General features: G+C 71.7%; 11 protein-coding genes. 2 read left to right on the top strand and 9 right to left on the bottom strand.

Annotation, left to right across the window (positions count from 1 at the left end; translation table 11 throughout):
* Positions 1–93: 93 nt before the first annotated feature.
* The 4 genes from ACFVHV_RS40065 to ACFVHV_RS40050 all read right to left on the bottom strand — a co-directional run bounded on the left by ACFVHV_RS40065 (position 94) and on the right by ACFVHV_RS40050 (position 4,176).
* Entirely contained in the window at positions 94–897 is an 804-nt protein-coding gene (locus ACFVHV_RS40065; RefSeq protein WP_359904500.1) for an amino acid ABC transporter ATP-binding protein, read from the bottom strand.
* A complete protein-coding gene (locus ACFVHV_RS40060; protein ID WP_359904497.1) occupies positions 894–1,868 on the bottom strand; it encodes an amino acid ABC transporter permease in 975 nt (324 codons plus the stop codon). Before ACFVHV_RS40060 ends, ACFVHV_RS40065 begins: the two co-directional genes overlap by 4 nt.
* A gap of 37 nt (positions 1,869–1,905) precedes the next feature.
* The gene (locus ACFVHV_RS40055; RefSeq protein ID WP_359904494.1) at positions 1,906–2,832 is read right to left on the bottom strand and encodes an ABC transporter substrate-binding protein; all 927 of its coding nucleotides are present in this window, start codon (positions 2,830–2,832) and stop codon (positions 1,906–1,908) included.
* Positions 2,833–3,252: 420 nt separating this feature from the next.
* On the bottom strand, positions 3,253–4,176 hold the full coding sequence (locus ACFVHV_RS40050) for an ABC transporter substrate-binding protein (protein ID WP_359904492.1): 924 nt from the start codon (positions 4,174–4,176) through the stop codon (positions 3,253–3,255).
* A gap of 584 nt (positions 4,177–4,760) precedes the next feature.
* Here ACFVHV_RS40050 and ACFVHV_RS40045 point away from each other — a divergent pair.
* Together ACFVHV_RS40045 and ACFVHV_RS40040 are read left to right on the top strand one after the other, a co-directional pair.
* The gene (locus tag ACFVHV_RS40045) at positions 4,761–5,954 is read left to right on the top strand and encodes an NADP-dependent malic enzyme (RefSeq protein WP_380358323.1); all 1,194 of its coding nucleotides are present in this window, start codon (positions 4,761–4,763) and stop codon (positions 5,952–5,954) included.
* 98 nt (positions 5,955–6,052) lie between these two features.
* Positions 6,053–7,015 carry a zinc-binding dehydrogenase gene (locus ACFVHV_RS40040; RefSeq protein WP_359904486.1) on the top strand — a complete coding sequence of 321 codons (963 nt, stop codon included), beginning with the start codon at positions 6,053–6,055 and terminating at the stop codon, positions 7,013–7,015.
* Between the two features lie 62 nt (positions 7,016–7,077).
* Here ACFVHV_RS40040 and ACFVHV_RS40035 read toward each other — a convergent pair whose 3' ends face one another.
* From ACFVHV_RS40035 to ACFVHV_RS40015, 5 genes are all read right to left on the bottom strand, one after another.
* On the bottom strand, positions 7,078–8,118 hold the full coding sequence (locus ACFVHV_RS40035) for a PadR family transcriptional regulator (RefSeq protein WP_359904484.1): 1,041 nt from the start codon (positions 8,116–8,118) through the stop codon (positions 7,078–7,080).
* A 1-nt stretch (position 8,119) separates the two neighbouring features.
* Positions 8,120–9,028 (bottom strand): DUF4097 family beta strand repeat-containing protein, encoded by a 909-nt coding sequence (locus ACFVHV_RS40030; RefSeq protein WP_359904481.1) that lies wholly within the window; start codon positions 9,026–9,028, stop codon positions 8,120–8,122.
* A 212-nt stretch (positions 9,029–9,240) separates the two neighbouring features.
* On the bottom strand, positions 9,241–9,420 hold the full coding sequence (locus ACFVHV_RS40025) for a DUF6104 family protein (RefSeq protein ID WP_049649445.1): 180 nt from the start codon (positions 9,418–9,420) through the stop codon (positions 9,241–9,243).
* 52 nt (positions 9,421–9,472) lie between these two features.
* Positions 9,473–11,419, bottom strand: coding sequence for a serine/threonine-protein kinase (locus tag ACFVHV_RS40020; protein WP_380358319.1), 1,947 nt, complete (start codon positions 11,417–11,419; stop codon positions 9,473–9,475).
* Positions 11,420–11,662: 243 nt separating this feature from the next.
* A partial coding sequence (locus ACFVHV_RS40015) for a multifunctional oxoglutarate decarboxylase/oxoglutarate dehydrogenase thiamine pyrophosphate-binding subunit/dihydrolipoyllysine-residue succinyltransferase subunit (protein ID WP_380358316.1) occupies positions 11,663–15,073 on the bottom strand: 3,411 nt, incomplete at its 5' end.

Here is a 15,073-nt window from a genome sequence, read left to right as displayed (position 1 = left end):
ACTCTTCCCGGGGGGGCCCCCCGCCCTTTTGGCCGGGGGGGGCGGGCGCGGGCGCCCGCCCGCCGCCGCCGGCCGGGCCCCGACGGTACGGGCTCAGAGCACCTTGGACAGGAAGGCCCTGGTGCGCTCGTGCTGGGGATTGGTGAGCACCTCGCGGGGGTTGCCGGACTCGACCACCACACCGCCGTCCATGAACACCAGCGCGTCGCCGACCTCGCGGGCGAAACCCATCTCGTGGGTGACGACCACCATGGTCATGCCCTCCTCGGCGAGGCCGCGCATGACGTCGAGGACGTCGCCGACCAACTCCGGGTCGAGCGCGGAGGTCGGCTCGTCGAAGAGCATCAGCTTGGGCTTCATGGCCAGCGCGCGGGCGATCGCCACGCGCTGCTGCTGGCCGCCGGAGAGCTGCGAGGGGTAGTTCTTCGCCTTGTCGGCGAGGCCGACCCGCTCCAGCAGGACCATGCCGCGCTCGCGGGCGTCGGCCCTGCTCTCGCCCTTGACCTGGACCGGCGCCTCCATGACGTTCTCGACGGCGGTCATGTGCGGGAACAGGTTGAAGCGCTGGAAGACCATGCCGATGTCGCGCCGCTTGAGGGCGACCTCGCGGTCCTTGAGCTCGTGCAGCCGGTCGCCCTTCTGCTGGTAGCCGACCAGCTCGCCGTCCACCCAGAGGCGGCCGCCGTTGATCTTCTCCAGGTGGTTGATGCACCGCAGGAAGGTCGACTTGCCGGAGCCGGAGGGGCCGATCAGGCAGAACACCTCGCCCTTCGCCACCTCCAGGTCGATGCCCTTGAGCACCTCGACCGGGCCGTAGGACTTGTGCACGTTCTCGGCGCGGACCATGGGCTCGGCCGGGGCCGCGGCGTCGGCGGGGGTCTTGGTCAGATCGGTCATGCGTGACCACCTCCCTCGATCCCCGGGACGACGTCGGCGGTCGTCCTCGGGGCGGGCTTCCCGGCGAACAGGCCCCGCAGTCGCTGCAGCGGGGTGGGCGGGAGGGTGCGGTTGGAGCCTCGGGCGTAGTGGCGCTCGATGTAGTACTGGCCGATGGTCAGCACCGAGGTGAAGAACAGGTACCAGAGGCTGACCACGATCAGCAGCGGGATGTTCTGGTAGTTCCGGGAGTAGATGACCTGGCCGGCCCGGAAGATCTCCTCCAGGGAGATCACGGAGACCAGCGAGGTGGTCTTGAGCATCGAGATGGTCTCGTTGCCGGTCGGCGGGATGATCACCCGCATGGCCTGCGGCAGGACGATCCGGCGCATGGTCTGGAACCGGCTCATGCCGAGCGCGTGCGCGGCCTCGCTCTGGCCCTCGTCCACCGACTGGATGCCGCCGCGGACGATCTCCGCCATGTAGGCGGCCTCGTTGAGGCCGAGGCCCAGCAGTGCGGCGACGAAGGTCGGGATCAGCACGTTGGTCTGCTCGGACCAGAACTCGGGCCCCCACGGGACGCCGATCGACAGCTTGGCCCAGATCAGGCCGAGGAAGTTCCAGAACACCAGCTGCACCAGCACCGGGGTGCCGCGGAAGATCCAGATGTAGACCCACGCGACGCCGGCCAGCAGCGGGTTCGGGGACAGGCGCATCACCGCGAGGATGATGCCGCCGACCACACCCATGAGCATGGCGAGCACGGTCAGTTCCAGCGTCACCAGCAGGCCGTGCATGATGCTGTCGTGGAACAGGTACTGACCGACGATGTCCCACTTGAAAGCGGGGTTGGTGAGGAGGGCGCTCAGCAGCATCGCCGCGAGCAGGGCGATGACGACGGCGCCCGCCCAGCGTCCGGGGTGGCGGACGGGGACGGCCTTGATGATGTCAGGCCGCCCCTTCTCCGCCGTCCCCTTGTCCAAAGAGTTCACGGTGTGGCCTCGGGGGAGAAGATGGAGCGTACGAGGGTCAGCTGACGGCACCGTTGACGGCCGACGTGGAGATGGCGCCGGCCTCGACGCCCCACTTAGTGAGGATCTGCTTGTAGGTGCCGTCGTCGATCAGCGACTGGACGGCGCCCTGGACGGCCGGGGTCAGCTTGGAGCCCTTGGCCAGGGCGACACCGTAGGGGGCCGTGCCGTAGGTCTCGCCGACCTTCTCCAGCTGGCCGCCGGACTGCTTGATCGCGTAGTCGATCACCTGGGAGTCGGCCATCATCGCCTGGTCGCGCCCGGACACCACGGCGTTGGTGACGTCCGTCTGGAGGTCGAACTTGTCGCCCCCGTTCGGGATGCCCGGCTTGCCGGCCTTGGCGCAGTCGGGGTCGCGGGTGTCCTTGATCTCGTCGGCCTGGGTGGTGCCGGTCTGGACGGCGATCTTCTTGCCGCAGAGGTCCTTCGGGTCGACCTTCTCCGGGTTGCCCTTCTTCACCGCGACGGCGCTGCCGGAGTTGAAGTAGGTGACCATGTCGACGATCTGCTCGCGCTCCTTGTTGTCCGTGAAGGACGACATGCCGAGCTGGAACTTGTTCGACTGGATGCCGGGGATGATCGCGGTGAAGCCGGAGTCCTGGACCTCGGCCTTCAGCCCGAGCTTGGCGGCGATGGCGTTGGCCAGGTCGACGTCCATGCCGATGATCTTGCCGCTGTCGTCCTTGAACTCGTCCGGGGCGTACGAGGCGTCCGCGCCCACGACGATCTTGCCGGCGGACTTGACGTCCTCCGGGACGAGCGAGGCCAGCTTGGGGTCGGCCTTGACCTCGTTGACGGTGGCGGAGGCGTTGGGGGCGCCGCCGCCGTCGCTCTTGCTGCTGCTGCAGCCGGTCAGCACGAGGGAGACCGACGCGGCGACCACACCGGCTGCGAGGAGCCGGCTGCGCTGGGTACGGGTGGTCATGAGGGGGATCTCCATCCTGGGGGAGAGAGGTCGGGCGGAGCGCGCCGCGGGAGCGGCGCACCGGACCGGCGAGCCGCGCGGCTCGGTACGGGTGCGTGTCGCCGTACGTCGTCGTACGTGCAGGCCGGGTCGTGCAGTTTCCCGGGCGCGGGGGGAGCCGCCCGGGGTCGTACGCGGTACTGCTTCCGCCACCCTCCGCCGAGGTGGACGTTGACCGGACGGCCTCGACCAGTGGCCGGCTCGATCCGAGATGGGGGGAATCCTGCCATCTGATGACAGTCAGGTGGCCCTCATCCAGATCAAAATCGGATAACGAGGGGTCGCACTGTCCGCTATTCGGACTTATTCCGCGCCCCTGTCACCCTGCGCATACGTATGCAGACCGGTCCGTGCCGCACCCGGCGCCCGTCGCCCGCCGGATCAGATGCCCCCGTTGACCACCGCGTTCTGCGCCGCGCCGGCGCTCACGTTCCACTTGGCCAGGATCTTGTCGTACTCGCCGCTGCGGATCAGCTGGTCGATCGCCTTGGCCAGCACGTCGCGCAGCTGCCCGTCGTCCTTGCGCACCGCGATCCCGTACGGGTTGGAGGTGGACTGCCCGCCGGTCACCTCGAAGCGGCCGCCGCCGTCGGTGGTCTTCGCCGCGTAGGCGGCCACCGGGAAGTCGTTCAGGCCGGCCGCGGCGGCGCCGGAGGCGACCTCGGCCAGCGCCTTGGTGTCGCTGTCCAGCTTGTGGGGGGTCAGCGGGCGGCCGGCCCGGGCGCAGACGGCCACCTGGCGGGTGACGATCTCGTCCTGGGTGGTGCCCTGCTGGAGCGCGACGGTCCTGCCGCACAGGTCGTCCAGGCCCTTGATCCCCTTGGGGTTGCCCTTCGGGACGACGATCGAGGTGCCGGCGATGAAGTAGTCCACGAAGTCCACGCCGGGGCCGGTCTGCTTGCCGTTCTCGTCCAGGGCGTCGCGGCGCTGGCGGGTGTCGCTGAGCGCCGACATCGCCACGTCGTACTGCTTGGCCTGGAGGTTCGGCACCAGCTTGTCGAAGGGGGTGTCGACGAACTCGACCCGCAGGTCGAGGATCCGGCCCAGGGCGGCGGCGAGCTCCGGGTCGAGGCCGGCCGGCTTGCCGTCCGGGCCGCGGTACTCCACCGGGGCGTAGTTGACGTCCATGCCGACCCGCAGCGCCCCGGCCGTCCGCTGGGCGTTCGGCAGCTTGCCGCGGAGGTCCTTGACCGGGTCGTCCGAGGCGGCCTGCCCGCCGCCGCAGCCGGTCAGCAGCAGGGCACCGGCGGTGGCCAGGGCGGCGGCGGCCGGTATCGGACGACGGGCATGGCGGACGTGAAGCATGAGGGAGGCTCCTGTGGGAGGGACGAGCGGCCGCCACGGTGTCGCGCGGGTGTACGCGAAATGGCGGACAAGCGATCCTGCCATCCCGGCCTGCCGGGCCCGGCGGCGGGTGTGTCAGAATTCGTTACCGGGTGACCCCCGAACGCTCGAACCAGACCGACGAGCCCCGACAGGCTCGGGGTGCCCGGGAACGGAAGTCCTCACGCGGCTCCGTATCCGGGGCGCCGACTCCCCTTCGGATCTGCGTTCACTCCTGCGGGTGCGCGTGCGCTCATGCCGTTGCCGCCGCCGGTGCCCGGCGCTTCCGACGCCGGGCCCTGTGACGCGACGGCACGGCGATGAACCGCACGTGACGAGGACGAAAAGGCATAGGTGCGATGCCTTCGTCCGACCTACGCTCGGCCCGGAAGCACAACGCGGACAACACAAGACCCCATAAAACCCTCATCCGAGGGCGCCGCCCGACGGCAGCGCCCCGACCCTGACCCCGGGTCCGCTTCGGCGTACCCGGTTTCCGGTTTCCGGCCGGGTCGTCCTGCCCGTCGGCCGCGCGTCCTCGCCAGATCAATGACGAAGAGGTCATCGTGGCAGCGGAGATCATCAGCAGCACCCAGGACACCGACGATCCGGTCGACGCGGTTTTCGCGCTCCACCGCGGCGGCAAGATGGAGATCCGGGCGACCGTCCCGGTGCGCGACGCGGACGACCTGTCCCTCGCCTACACCCCCGGTGTCGCCCGGGTCTGCACGGCCATCGCCGAGCAGCCGGAGCTGGTCAACGACTACACCTGGAAGGCCAACACCGTCGCGGTGGTCACCGACGGCACCGCGGTGCTGGGCCTCGGCGACATCGGCCCGCAGGCCTCGCTGCCCGTGATGGAGGGCAAGGCGATCCTGTTCAAGCAGTTCGGCGGCGTGGACGCGGTGCCGATCGCGCTCGCCTGCACCGGGGTCGACGAGATCGTCGAGACCGTGGTCCGGCTGGCGCCCTCGTTCGGCGGCGTCAACCTGGAGGACATCTCCGCGCCCCGCTGCTTCGAGATCGAGCGCCGGCTCCAGGAGGCCCTGGACATCCCGGTCTTCCACGACGACCAGCACGGCACCGCGATCGTCACCACCGCCGCCCTGTGGAACGCCGCCAAGGTGACCGGCCGTGAGATCGGCTCGCTGCGGGCCGTCATCTCCGGTGCCGGCGCGGCCGGCATCGCCATCGCCAAGATGCTGGTCGCGGCCGGCATCGGCGACGTGGCGGTCTGCGACCGCAAGGGCGTCGTCCACGAGGGCCGCGGCGACCTCACCGACGTCAAGGCCGAGATCGCCGGGCGGACCAACCGCACCGGCCTCAAGGGCTCGCTGGCCGACGCGCTGGCCGGCGCCGACGTGTTCATCGGCGTCTCCGGCGGCACCGTGCCGGAGGAGGTCGTCGCGACCATGGCCGAGGGCGCGTTCGTCTTCGCGATGGCCAACCCCACCCCGGAGATCCACCCCGAGGTCGCGCACAAGTACGCCGCCGTGGTCGCCACCGGCCGCAGCGACTTCCCGAACCAGATCAACAACGTGCTGGCCTTCCCGGGCATCTTCGCGGGCGCCCTCCAGGTCCGCGCCTCCCGGATCACCGAGGGCATGAAGCTCGCCGCCGCCAAGGCGCTGGCCGGCGTCGTGGCCGACGAGCTGACGCCGCAGAAGGTCATCCCCTCGCCGTTCGACGAGCGCGTCGCGCCGGCGGTCACCAAGGCCGTCGCCGAGGCCGCCCGGGCGGAGGGCGTGGCGCGGATCTGACGATCCGACCGGACATCCGCCGAACGGCCCGGGGCCGGGACACGCGTCACACCTCCGCGTGGTTCCCGGCCCCGGCCGTCGCGGCTATCGTCCGGGGCATGTTCGCTGCCTACGCCGCACGTATCGACGCCGCCGACCCGCTGAGCGGGCTGGAACTGGGCGACCTCCCCGAGCCGCAGGCCCGTCCCGGGTGGAGCGTGGTCACGGTCCGGGCCGCCAGCCTCAACCACCACGACCTGTGGTCGCTGCGCGGGGTAGGCCTGCCCGCCGAGAAGCTGCCGATGATCCTCGGCTGCGACGCCGCCGGCGTCGACGAGCACGGCAACGAGGTGGTCCTGCACTCGGTGATCGGCCAGAGCGGCCACGGGGTCGGCCCGGACGAGCCGCGCTCCATCCTGACCGAGCGCTACCAGGGCACCTTCGCCCAGCGGGTCGCGGTGCCCACCTGGAACCTGCTGCCCAAGCCCGCCGGGCTGAGCTTCGAAGAGGCCGCCTGCCTGCCCACTGCCTGGCTGACGGCCTACCGGATGCTGTTCACCAACGCCGGGGTCAAGCCCGGGGACACCGTCCTGGTGCAGGGCGCGGGCGGCGGAGTGGCGACCGCGCTGATCGTCCTCGGCAAGGCGGCCGGCCTGCGGGTCTGGGTCACCGGACGGGACGAGGCCAAGCGCGCCCGGGCGGTGGAGCTCGGTGCCGACGCGGCCTTCGAGAGCGGCGCCCGGCTGCCCGAGCGGGTGGACGCCGTGCTGGAGACGGTCGGCGCCGCGACCTGGTCGCACTCGGTGAAGTCGCTGCGCCCGGGCGGCACCGTGGTCATCTCCGGGGCCACCTCCGGCCCCAACCCGAGCTCCACCGAGCTGAACCGGATCTTCTTCCTGGAGCTCAAGGTGGTCGGCTCGACCATGGGCACCAAGGAGGAGCTGGCCGGACTGCTCGCGTTCTGCGCCAACACCGGCGTCCGGCCGGTGATCGACTCGGTGCTGCCGCTGACCGAGGCCCGGGACGGCTTCGCCCGGCTGGCCGGGGGCGACGTCTTCGGGAAGATCGTCCTCACCCCCTGACGCCGCGGCGGCCCGGCGCCCCCGAACAGGGGCACCGGGCCGTCACCCTCAGGACCGCCGGCTCAGCCGAGCAGCCGCTTCAGCCGCTCGCCCGCGGCGCCCAGCACCGTACGGGCCTCGGCCAGCTTGTCCGCGCTCACCCCGCCGTCCCGGGCCGCGTCGCGGACCTGGTCGCGGAAGCGGTCGAGCAGCCGCTCCAGCTCGCGGGCCGGGTCCCCGGCCGGGTCGGTGCGGGCCCACGGCGGCAGGTCGGCCGCGGCGTCCGCGGCCGGCCCGTCCTTGTCCAGGTCGATCCGGGACACGGTGATCCGCTCGGCGGACCCGGAGGGCTCCTCCTGCGCACCGTGGCCCCAGCGGGCCGCGTCGGCCAGCCCGGCCAGGCCCTTGGTCAGCTCCGAGAGGCCCTCGGCCAGCCCGGTCGGCCAGTCGCCCTTCGCGGCGTGCTCGCGCACCTGCTGCTCGACCCGCCGCTTGATCCGCAGCGCCTCCTGCTGCGCGGCGGTGCGGGAGGCCTTGGCCTGCTCGCGCAGCCGGCGGGCCTCCGCCTCGGCGGCCTTCGCCTTGGCCTTGGCGGCCTTCTCCTGCTCCCGGGCGCGCTTGGCCTGCTCCTTGGCCTGCTGCTTGAACTGGGCGAACTCCTCCTTGGCGCGCTGCCAGGACTCGTTGTCCCCCCAGGGCCCGGCCCACGGGTCCCCGCCCTCGGCGCGCTCCGGCCGGGGCGCCTGCTTCGCGGCGTTCCACAGCTCCTCGCGCAGGTCCTTGGCGCTGTCCCGGACGTCCTCGCGGATCGCCCCGGCGAGCTGGGCCACGGAGTCGTGGATCTCCACCTCCAGCTCCTCCAACTCGACCTGACGGGCTTCGAGTTCGGCGCGTCCGGCGTCGGTCAGCCGGTACACCTTGCGGCCGCCCTCGGTGCTGTGGGCGACCAGGCCCTCCTGCTCCAGCTTGGCCAGCCGCGGGTAGACCGTCCCGGCCGAAGGGGCGTACAGGCCCTGGAACCGCTCCTCCAGCAGCCGGATGACCTCGTAGCCGTGCCGGGGGGCCTCGTCCAGCAGCTTCAGCAGGTAGAGGCGGAGCCGGCCGTGGCCGAACACGGGGGTCATCTCAGGCCTCCTTGGTGAGGTTCGGGGTGCCGGGGCCGGCCGGGAGCTCCTTGACCACCACCGGGCCCTCCTCCTCCGAGTCGGGGCGGCGCAGCACGGTCACCGCGCCGGAGACGGTGGTGACGTGGAGGCTGCCGCGGCCCTCGCCGAGCCGGCCGGAGATCTTCTTGGCGCCCCAGGTGCTGCTCATCTGGAGCTCCTCGAAGGTGCTGGAGACGTCGCCGCTGGTGGAGCCGGCCTCGACGGTGGCGTCGGCCAGCGAGGGGATCCGGACCACGACCGCGCCGCTGACGGTGTTGACCTTGACGTCGGTCTCACCCGCCACGTCGAGGTCCAGGGTGACGGCCCCGGTGACGGTGTTGGCCTGGATCCGGTCGGCGGTGCCGGCGATCACGGTGAGCTGCCCGGAGACGGTGTTGACCTTGAGCCGGCCGCCGACCGCCTGGGCGTCCACGTCGCCGGTGACGGTACTGGCCTCGATCCGGCCGGTCACCCCGGCGAGGGTGGTGTCGCCGTTGGCGCTCTGCACCGAGACGTGCCCGCTGACGCCGCTGACGGTGGCGTGCGCCGACACGGTGCCGACCTTGACCTCGACGTCGGCCGGGACGGTCACGGTCACGCCGGCGATCCGCTTGCGCTTGAAGGAGCCGAAGAAGTTCTTCACCGAGCCGACCGACTTGAGCCAGTCGCCGAACTCGCCCCAGCTGTTGATGTCCTTGTAGGTGACCGTCAGGACGCCGTCCACCAGGGTCACGTGCAGGGGGTCGCCGACCAGCTCGGTGACCTCCAGGCGGGCCGGGCCCTCGGCCGCGACCACGTTCACCGTGCCCTCGATGGTCCGCACGTGCAGCGTGCGCACCGACTCGTCGAAGGTGATCCTCTCGGTGTCCTCGACCGTCCACTGGCTCATCTCTGCCGCCTCCCGTCGCGGATCGCGATGTATCGCGTTCTCTTTTAAAGACGATATATCGCGTGCTGGCAGAGTCAAGCGTGCCGGCCCCCGATACCGACCCCGATCCGTCCCCGAGACCTCCCCTACGGGGACGGCGGGGCTCCGTGCCCGAACACGCGCGAGGCCCGGGAGGCGGTTGCCTCCCGGGCCTCGCGGCGGCCGTCACCGGGTCACTCGTCGTCCTCGTCGTCGAGCCGCGCCAGCCAGGTGGCCAGCCGCTCGACCGGGACCTCGAAGTCCGGGTTGAGGTCGACGAACGTGCGCAGCTGCTCGGCCAGCCACCCCAGGGTGACCTCCTCCTCGCCGCGCCGGTTCTCCAGTTCCTCGATGCCTCGGTCGGTGAAGTACACGGTTCGCTCCGGTCCGATGGGGATTGACCCGGTCAGGATAGTCCGGCGCCGATCAGCCGTTGTAGCGGTAGTAGCTCAGCGCGATGCGGACCGCGTCGGTACCCGTCTCGTGGCTGATCATCTTGACGATCGCGACGCTGCGGTCCTTGCGGTTGCGCACGCAGAACACCCGCCCCGGCGGGACGTCCGCCCAGGTGAGCTTGGCGGTGGGGTTCTGGTCGATGGCCGAGGAGCACTGCTCGGGGGTGAGCGAGCCGTCCCGGCTGATGTACCGGTCGAAGTCGGTGTCCACCCTGGGGCCGGAGCTGTCCGGGTCCATGAAGGTGGCCGAGCCCCCGGACGGGCCCACCTTGCCGGCCGCGAGTTCGAAGCCGTAGTCGTGGCCGGGCGAGCCGAGCTCCCGGTCGGTGTAGACCGCGACGTAGGCGCCGCCGGGCAGCGGGGTCCCGGATGCCGTGGAGGCGGACGGCTGCGTGGGCGTGGGCGCGGGGGTGGTCGGGGCCGCGCTCGGCTTCTGGCTCTGGGGGGCCGCCGGGGTGGTCGCGGGCGGCAGCGGGTCGGAGGTCCTGGTGACGGTGACCTCGGGGGCCGGCCCGGCCGCCGACCCCTTGCCGTCGTCCAGCTTCTTCATCAGCACCACACCGCCCGCGGTGCCGCCGGCCGCCATCACCAGGGCGACGGTGAGCAGCACCTTCCAGGACACCCCGCCCTTGCGCGCGGGCGCGGGCGCGGGTTCCGGGGCGGGCGCGGGCGCCGGGGCGGCGGTCACCGCCGGGCCGGGCGGCGGGGTGTCGTGGGACGCCGGCTCCGGCCGGTGGAACCCGACGGTCGGCGGGGTGGGCAGCACCGGTGCGGTCGGCGACTCGGTGGGCGGCTGCGGGGCGCCGTACGAGCCGACCGGCGGCGGCGCGAAGCCGGACGGGGGCGTCGCCGGCTGCTGCGGCGGGTGGGCCGCGGTGGCCGGGTGGGTCGGCGCGCCGGCGGGCGGCGGGGGAACGGCCGGCATCGCTGGCAGCGGGGTCGGCGGGGTGGCGGGCGCGGCCGGCAGCGGGGTCGGCGGGGTCCTGGGGAGGTCCGAGCGGCGGGTGATCTCGGTGCTGACCTCGCGCGGCAGCCAGTCGTCGCCGAACCGCAGCTGGCCGCCGACCTCCGGGTGGTTGCGGGCGACCTGGATGATCTCGGCGGGTGTGGGGCGGTCCTCCGGGGACTTCGCCAGGCAGCGCTGGATCAGTTCGCGCAGGTCCGCCGGGACGGCGGTGAGGTCCGCCTCCTCGTGCACCACCCGGTAGAGCACCGCGGTGTCCGGGCCGTCGCCGAACGGCGCGGTGCCGCCGGCCACGTACGCGGCCAGGGCGCCGAGCGCGAAGACGTCGGTGGCCGGGGTGACCGGGCGGCCCTGGGCCTGCTCGGGGGACATGAAGGCGGGGGAGCCGATCCGGTAGCCGGTGCCGGTCAGCGCGGTGGCGTCGGCGGCCCGGGCGATGCCGAAGTCGATCACCCGCGGGCCGTCCCCGGCGACCAGCACATTGGCGGGCTTGAGGTCGCGGTGGACCACCTCGACGCTGTGGATCGCCTGGAGGGCCTCGGCGATGCCGCCCATCAGCAGCAGTACGGTGCGCACCGGCAGGGCGCCGTTCTCGCGCACCACCTGCTGCAGGGACGGGCCCGGGACGTACGCGGTGACCAGCCAGGGGGCGTCGCCGTCCAGGCCGCCGGAGTCGATCACCTGCGCGGTGTAGAGCCCGTGGATGCGCTGGGCGCTGCTGACCTCCTGGGCGAAGCGGCGGCGGAACTCGCCGTCCTCGGCGAACTCCGGGCGCACCACCTTGAGTGCCACCGGGCGCCCGCCCGGGGTGTAGGAGAGGTAGACCCGGCCCATGCCGCCGGCGCCCAGCCGGGCGAACAGCCGGTAGCCGCCGACCTCCCGGGGGTCGTCCGGGAGGAGCGGCTGGAAGACCGGAGGAAGCTTTCCGGCGTCCCGAGGCGTGTCGGCGGTCATGCGGTGATCCCCCTGGGAGAGCGGTGAGGCGGTACGGCCTCGGCGGCCGGGGCGCGTGGACGGGCGCCCGGTCGCCGGACGGCGAGCCATAACCTATCGATCCGTCAGGAGTCCGCGCACGGCGGTTCCGGATTGGTTGCAGAGCTGGAACCGAACGGGCGGCGGGCACCAACGCCCGTGGCCCCGCCCTCCCGAAGGGGAGGACGGGGCCACGGGCGTTTCGGACCGCGGGGCTTCGGCGCGTCAGAGCGCGAAGACCTCCTCGACCAGTGCCTGCTGCTCGGCGGCGTGCCGCTTGGCCGAGCCGACCGCCGGGGACGAGGCCGCCGTGCGGGCGACCCGGCGCAGCCGGGCGTCGCCGCCGGTGCGGCCGATGACGACCTGGAGGTGGTCCACCAGGTTCATCGCGATGAACGGCCAGGCGCCCTGGTTGGCCGGCTCCTCCTGCGCCCAGACGAACTGGACGTTGTCGCCGTAGCGGGCCAGCTCCTCCTGGAGCTCGGCCACCGGCAGCGGGTAGAGCCGCTCGACCCGGACGATCGCGGTGTCGGTGACGCCGCGCTCGGTGCGGGCGGCCGCCAGGTCGTAGTAGAACTTGCCGGCGGTGATGACCACCTTGCGGACCTGCGCCGGGTCGACGGTGGAGTCGCCGATGACCGGGCGGAACGAGCCGGACAGGAACTCCTCGGTCGCACTCGCCGCGGCCTTCAGACGCAGCATCGACTTCGGGGTGAAGACGACCAGCGGCTTGTGGTGCGGGTTGTGCGCCTGCCAGCGCAGCAGGTGGAAGTAGTTCGACGGCAGGGTCGGCATGGCGACCGTCATGTTGTTCTGCGCGCACAGCTGGAGGAAGCGCTCCGGGCGGGCGGACGAGTGGTCCGGGCCCTGGCCCTCGTAGCCGTGCGGCAGCAGCAGGGTGACGCCGGAGTGCTGGCCCCACTTCTGCTCGGCGGAGGCGATGTACTCGTCCACCACGGTCTGCGCGCCGTTGACGAAGTCGCCGAACTGCGCCTCCCACATGACCAGCGCGTTCGGGCGGGTCAGCGAGTAGCCGTACTCGAAGCCCATGGCCGCGTACTCCGACAGCAGGCTGTCGTAGACGGTGTAGCGGGCCTGGTCCTCGGTGAGGTACTGCAGCGGGGTGTAGTCCTCGCCGGTCTTGCGGTCGATCAGGACGGCGTGCCGCTGGCCGAAGGTGCCGCGGCGGCTGTCCTGGCCGGCCAGGCGGACCGGGTGGCCCTCCATGAGCAGCGAGCCGATGGCGAGGGTCTCGCCCATCGCCCAGTCGATGGTGTTGTCCTCGACGGAGCCGGCGCGGCGCTGGAGCTGCGGCAGCAGGCGCGGGTGGACGGTCAGCCAGTCCGGGTGGTTGACCTGGGAGGCGGCGATCCGCTTGACCATCTCCTGGGAGATGCCGGTCTGGATGGAGACCGGGAAGTCGGCGACCGGCTTGCCCGTGGTGGTGTCGGCCGGCGCCTGGGCCGCGTCGCGGACCTCGGCGAAGACCTTCTCCAGCTGGCCCTGGAAGTCCTGGAGCGCCTGCTCCGCCTCTTCCATGGTGATGTCGCCGCGACCGATCAGGCCCTCGGTGTACAGCTTGCGCACCGAGCGCTTCTTGTCGATCAGGTCGTACATCAGCGGCTGGGTGAACGACGGGTTGTCGGCCTCGTTGTGACCGCGGCGGCGGTAGCAGATGAGGTCGATCACCACGTCCTTGTGGAACTCCTGGCGGAACTCGAAGGCGAGCCGCGCGACGCGGACCACGGCCTCCGGGTCGTCGCCGTTCACGTGGAAGATCGGGGCCTCGATCATGCGCGCCACGTCGGTGCAGTACATCGAGGAGCGCGAGGACGCCGGGGCGGCGGTGAAGCCGACCTGGTTGTTCACCACGACGTGCACGGTGCCGCCGGTGCGGTAGCCGCGCAGCTGCGACATGTTCAGGGTCTCCGCGACGACGCCCTGGCCGGCGAAGGCCGCGTCGCCGTGGATCTGGATCGGCAGCACCGGGAAGGTGGTGCCGCCCTGGTCCAGGATGTCCTGCTTGGCGCGGGCGATGCCCTCGACGACCGGGTCGACCGTCTCCAGGTGGGAGGGGTTCGCGGCGAGCGAGACCTTGATGGTCTCGCCGTCCAGGCCGGTGAAGGTGCCCTCGGAGCCCAGGTGGTACTTGACGTCACCGGAGCCGTGCATCGACTTCGGGTCGAGGTTGCCCTCGAACTCGCCGAAGATCTTGCCGTACGGCTTGCCGACGATGTTGGCGAGCACGTTCAGGCGGCCGCGGTGGGCCATGCCGATGACGGCCTCGTCGAGGCGGTGCTCGGCGGCGGCGTCGATGGTCGCGTCCAGCAGCGCGATCAGCGACTCACCGCCCTCCAGCGAGAAGCGCTTCTGCCCGACGTACTTGGTCTGCAGGAAGGTCTCGAAGGCCTCCGCAGAGTTCAGCCGGCGCAGGATCCGCAGCTGCTCCTCGCGCTCGGGCTTCGCGTACGGCTTCTCCAGGCGCTCCTGCAGCCACTTGCGCTGCTTCGGGTCCTGGATGTGCATGTACTCGATGCCGACGGTGCGGCAGTAGGTGTTGCGCAGCAGGCCGAGGATGTCGCGGAGCTTCATCATCTTCTGGCTGCCGAAACCGCCGACCGCGAACTCGCGCTCCAGGTCCCACAGGGTGAGGCCGTGGGTGGTGACGTCCAGGTCGGGGTGCTTGCGCTGCTTGTACTCCAGCGGGTCGGTGTCGGCCATCAGGTGGCCGCGGACCCGGTAGGAGTGGATCAGCTCCATGACGCGGGCGGTCTTGTTGACCTCGTCGTCGTGGGTGGTGGCGACGTCGGTCGCCCAGCGGACCGGCTCGTACGGGATCCGCAGCGACTCGAAGATCTCGTCGTAGAAGCCGTTCTCGCCGAGCAGCAGGCGGTGGATCTCGCGCAGGAACTCGCCGGACGCCGCGCCCTGGATGACGCGGTGGTCGTAGGTCGAGGTCAGCGTCATGATCTTGGAGACGCCCAGGCGGGACAGGGTCTCCGGGGCGGAGCCCTGGAACTCGGCCGGGTACTCCATGGCGCCGACGCCGACGATGGTGCCCTGGTTCTGCATCAGGCGCGGCACGGAGTGCACGGTGCCGATGCCGCCGGGGTTGGTCAGCGAGACCGTGACGCCGGTGAAGTCGTCCATGGTCAGCTTGTTGGCGCGGGCCCGGCGGACGATGTCCTCGTAGGCCTGCCAGAAGCCGAAGAAGTCGAGCGTCTCGGCCTTCTTGATGGCCGCGACGACCAGCTGGCGGTCGCCGTTCGGCTTGACCAGGTCGATGGCCAGACCGAGGTTGACGTGCTCCGGCTTGACCAGGAAGGCCTTGCCGTTCTCCACCTTGTAGCTGTAGTTCATGCCCGGGGCGGCCTTGATGGCCTGGACCAGGGCGTAGCCGATCAGGTGGGTGAACGAGACCTTGCCGCCGCGGGCGCGCTGCAGGTGGTTGTTGATGACGATGCGGTTGTCGATCAACAGCTTCGCCGGCACGGCGCGGACCGAGGTCGCGGTCGGCACCTCCAGCGAGGCGTCCATGTTGGTGGCGACGGCCTTCGCCGGGCCGCGCAGCTGGATCAGCTCGGGGCCGGCGGTCGCGGCGGCCGCGGCCGGCGCCGGGGCGGCGGCCTTGGGAGC

This window comes from Kitasatospora sp. NPDC127116 (assembly GCF_042677365.1).
Taxonomy (GTDB): Bacteria; Actinomycetota; Actinomycetes; order Streptomycetales; family Streptomycetaceae; genus Kitasatospora; species Kitasatospora lactacystinica.
The sequence above is the reverse complement of the archived record's forward strand: the minus strand, read 5'-3'. Positions and strand labels throughout refer to the sequence as shown.

What these genes read in the sequence shown, in the direction of transcription:
- ACFVHV_RS40040 (WP_359904486.1), top strand. Translation starts at nt 6,053, where the DNA reads ATGTTCGCTGCCTACGCCGCACGTATCGACGCCGCCGACCCGCTGAGC.
- ACFVHV_RS40050 (WP_359904492.1), bottom strand. Translation starts at nt 4,176, where the DNA reads ATGCTTCACGTCCGCCATGCCCGTCGTCCGATACCGGCCGCCGCCGCC.
- ACFVHV_RS40065 (WP_359904500.1), bottom strand. Translation starts at nt 897, where the DNA reads ATGACCGATCTGACCAAGACCCCCGCCGACGCCGCGGCCCCGGCCGAG.
- ACFVHV_RS40035 (WP_359904484.1), bottom strand. Translation starts at nt 8,118, where the DNA reads ATGACCCCCGTGTTCGGCCACGGCCGGCTCCGCCTCTACCTGCTGAAG.
- ACFVHV_RS40020 (WP_380358319.1), bottom strand. Translation starts at nt 11,419, where the DNA reads ATGACCGCCGACACGCCTCGGGACGCCGGAAAGCTTCCTCCGGTCTTC.
- ACFVHV_RS40055 (WP_359904494.1), bottom strand. Translation starts at nt 2,832, where the DNA reads ATGACCACCCGTACCCAGCGCAGCCGGCTCCTCGCAGCCGGTGTGGTC.
- ACFVHV_RS40030 (WP_359904481.1), bottom strand. Translation starts at nt 9,028, where the DNA reads ATGAGCCAGTGGACGGTCGAGGACACCGAGAGGATCACCTTCGACGAG.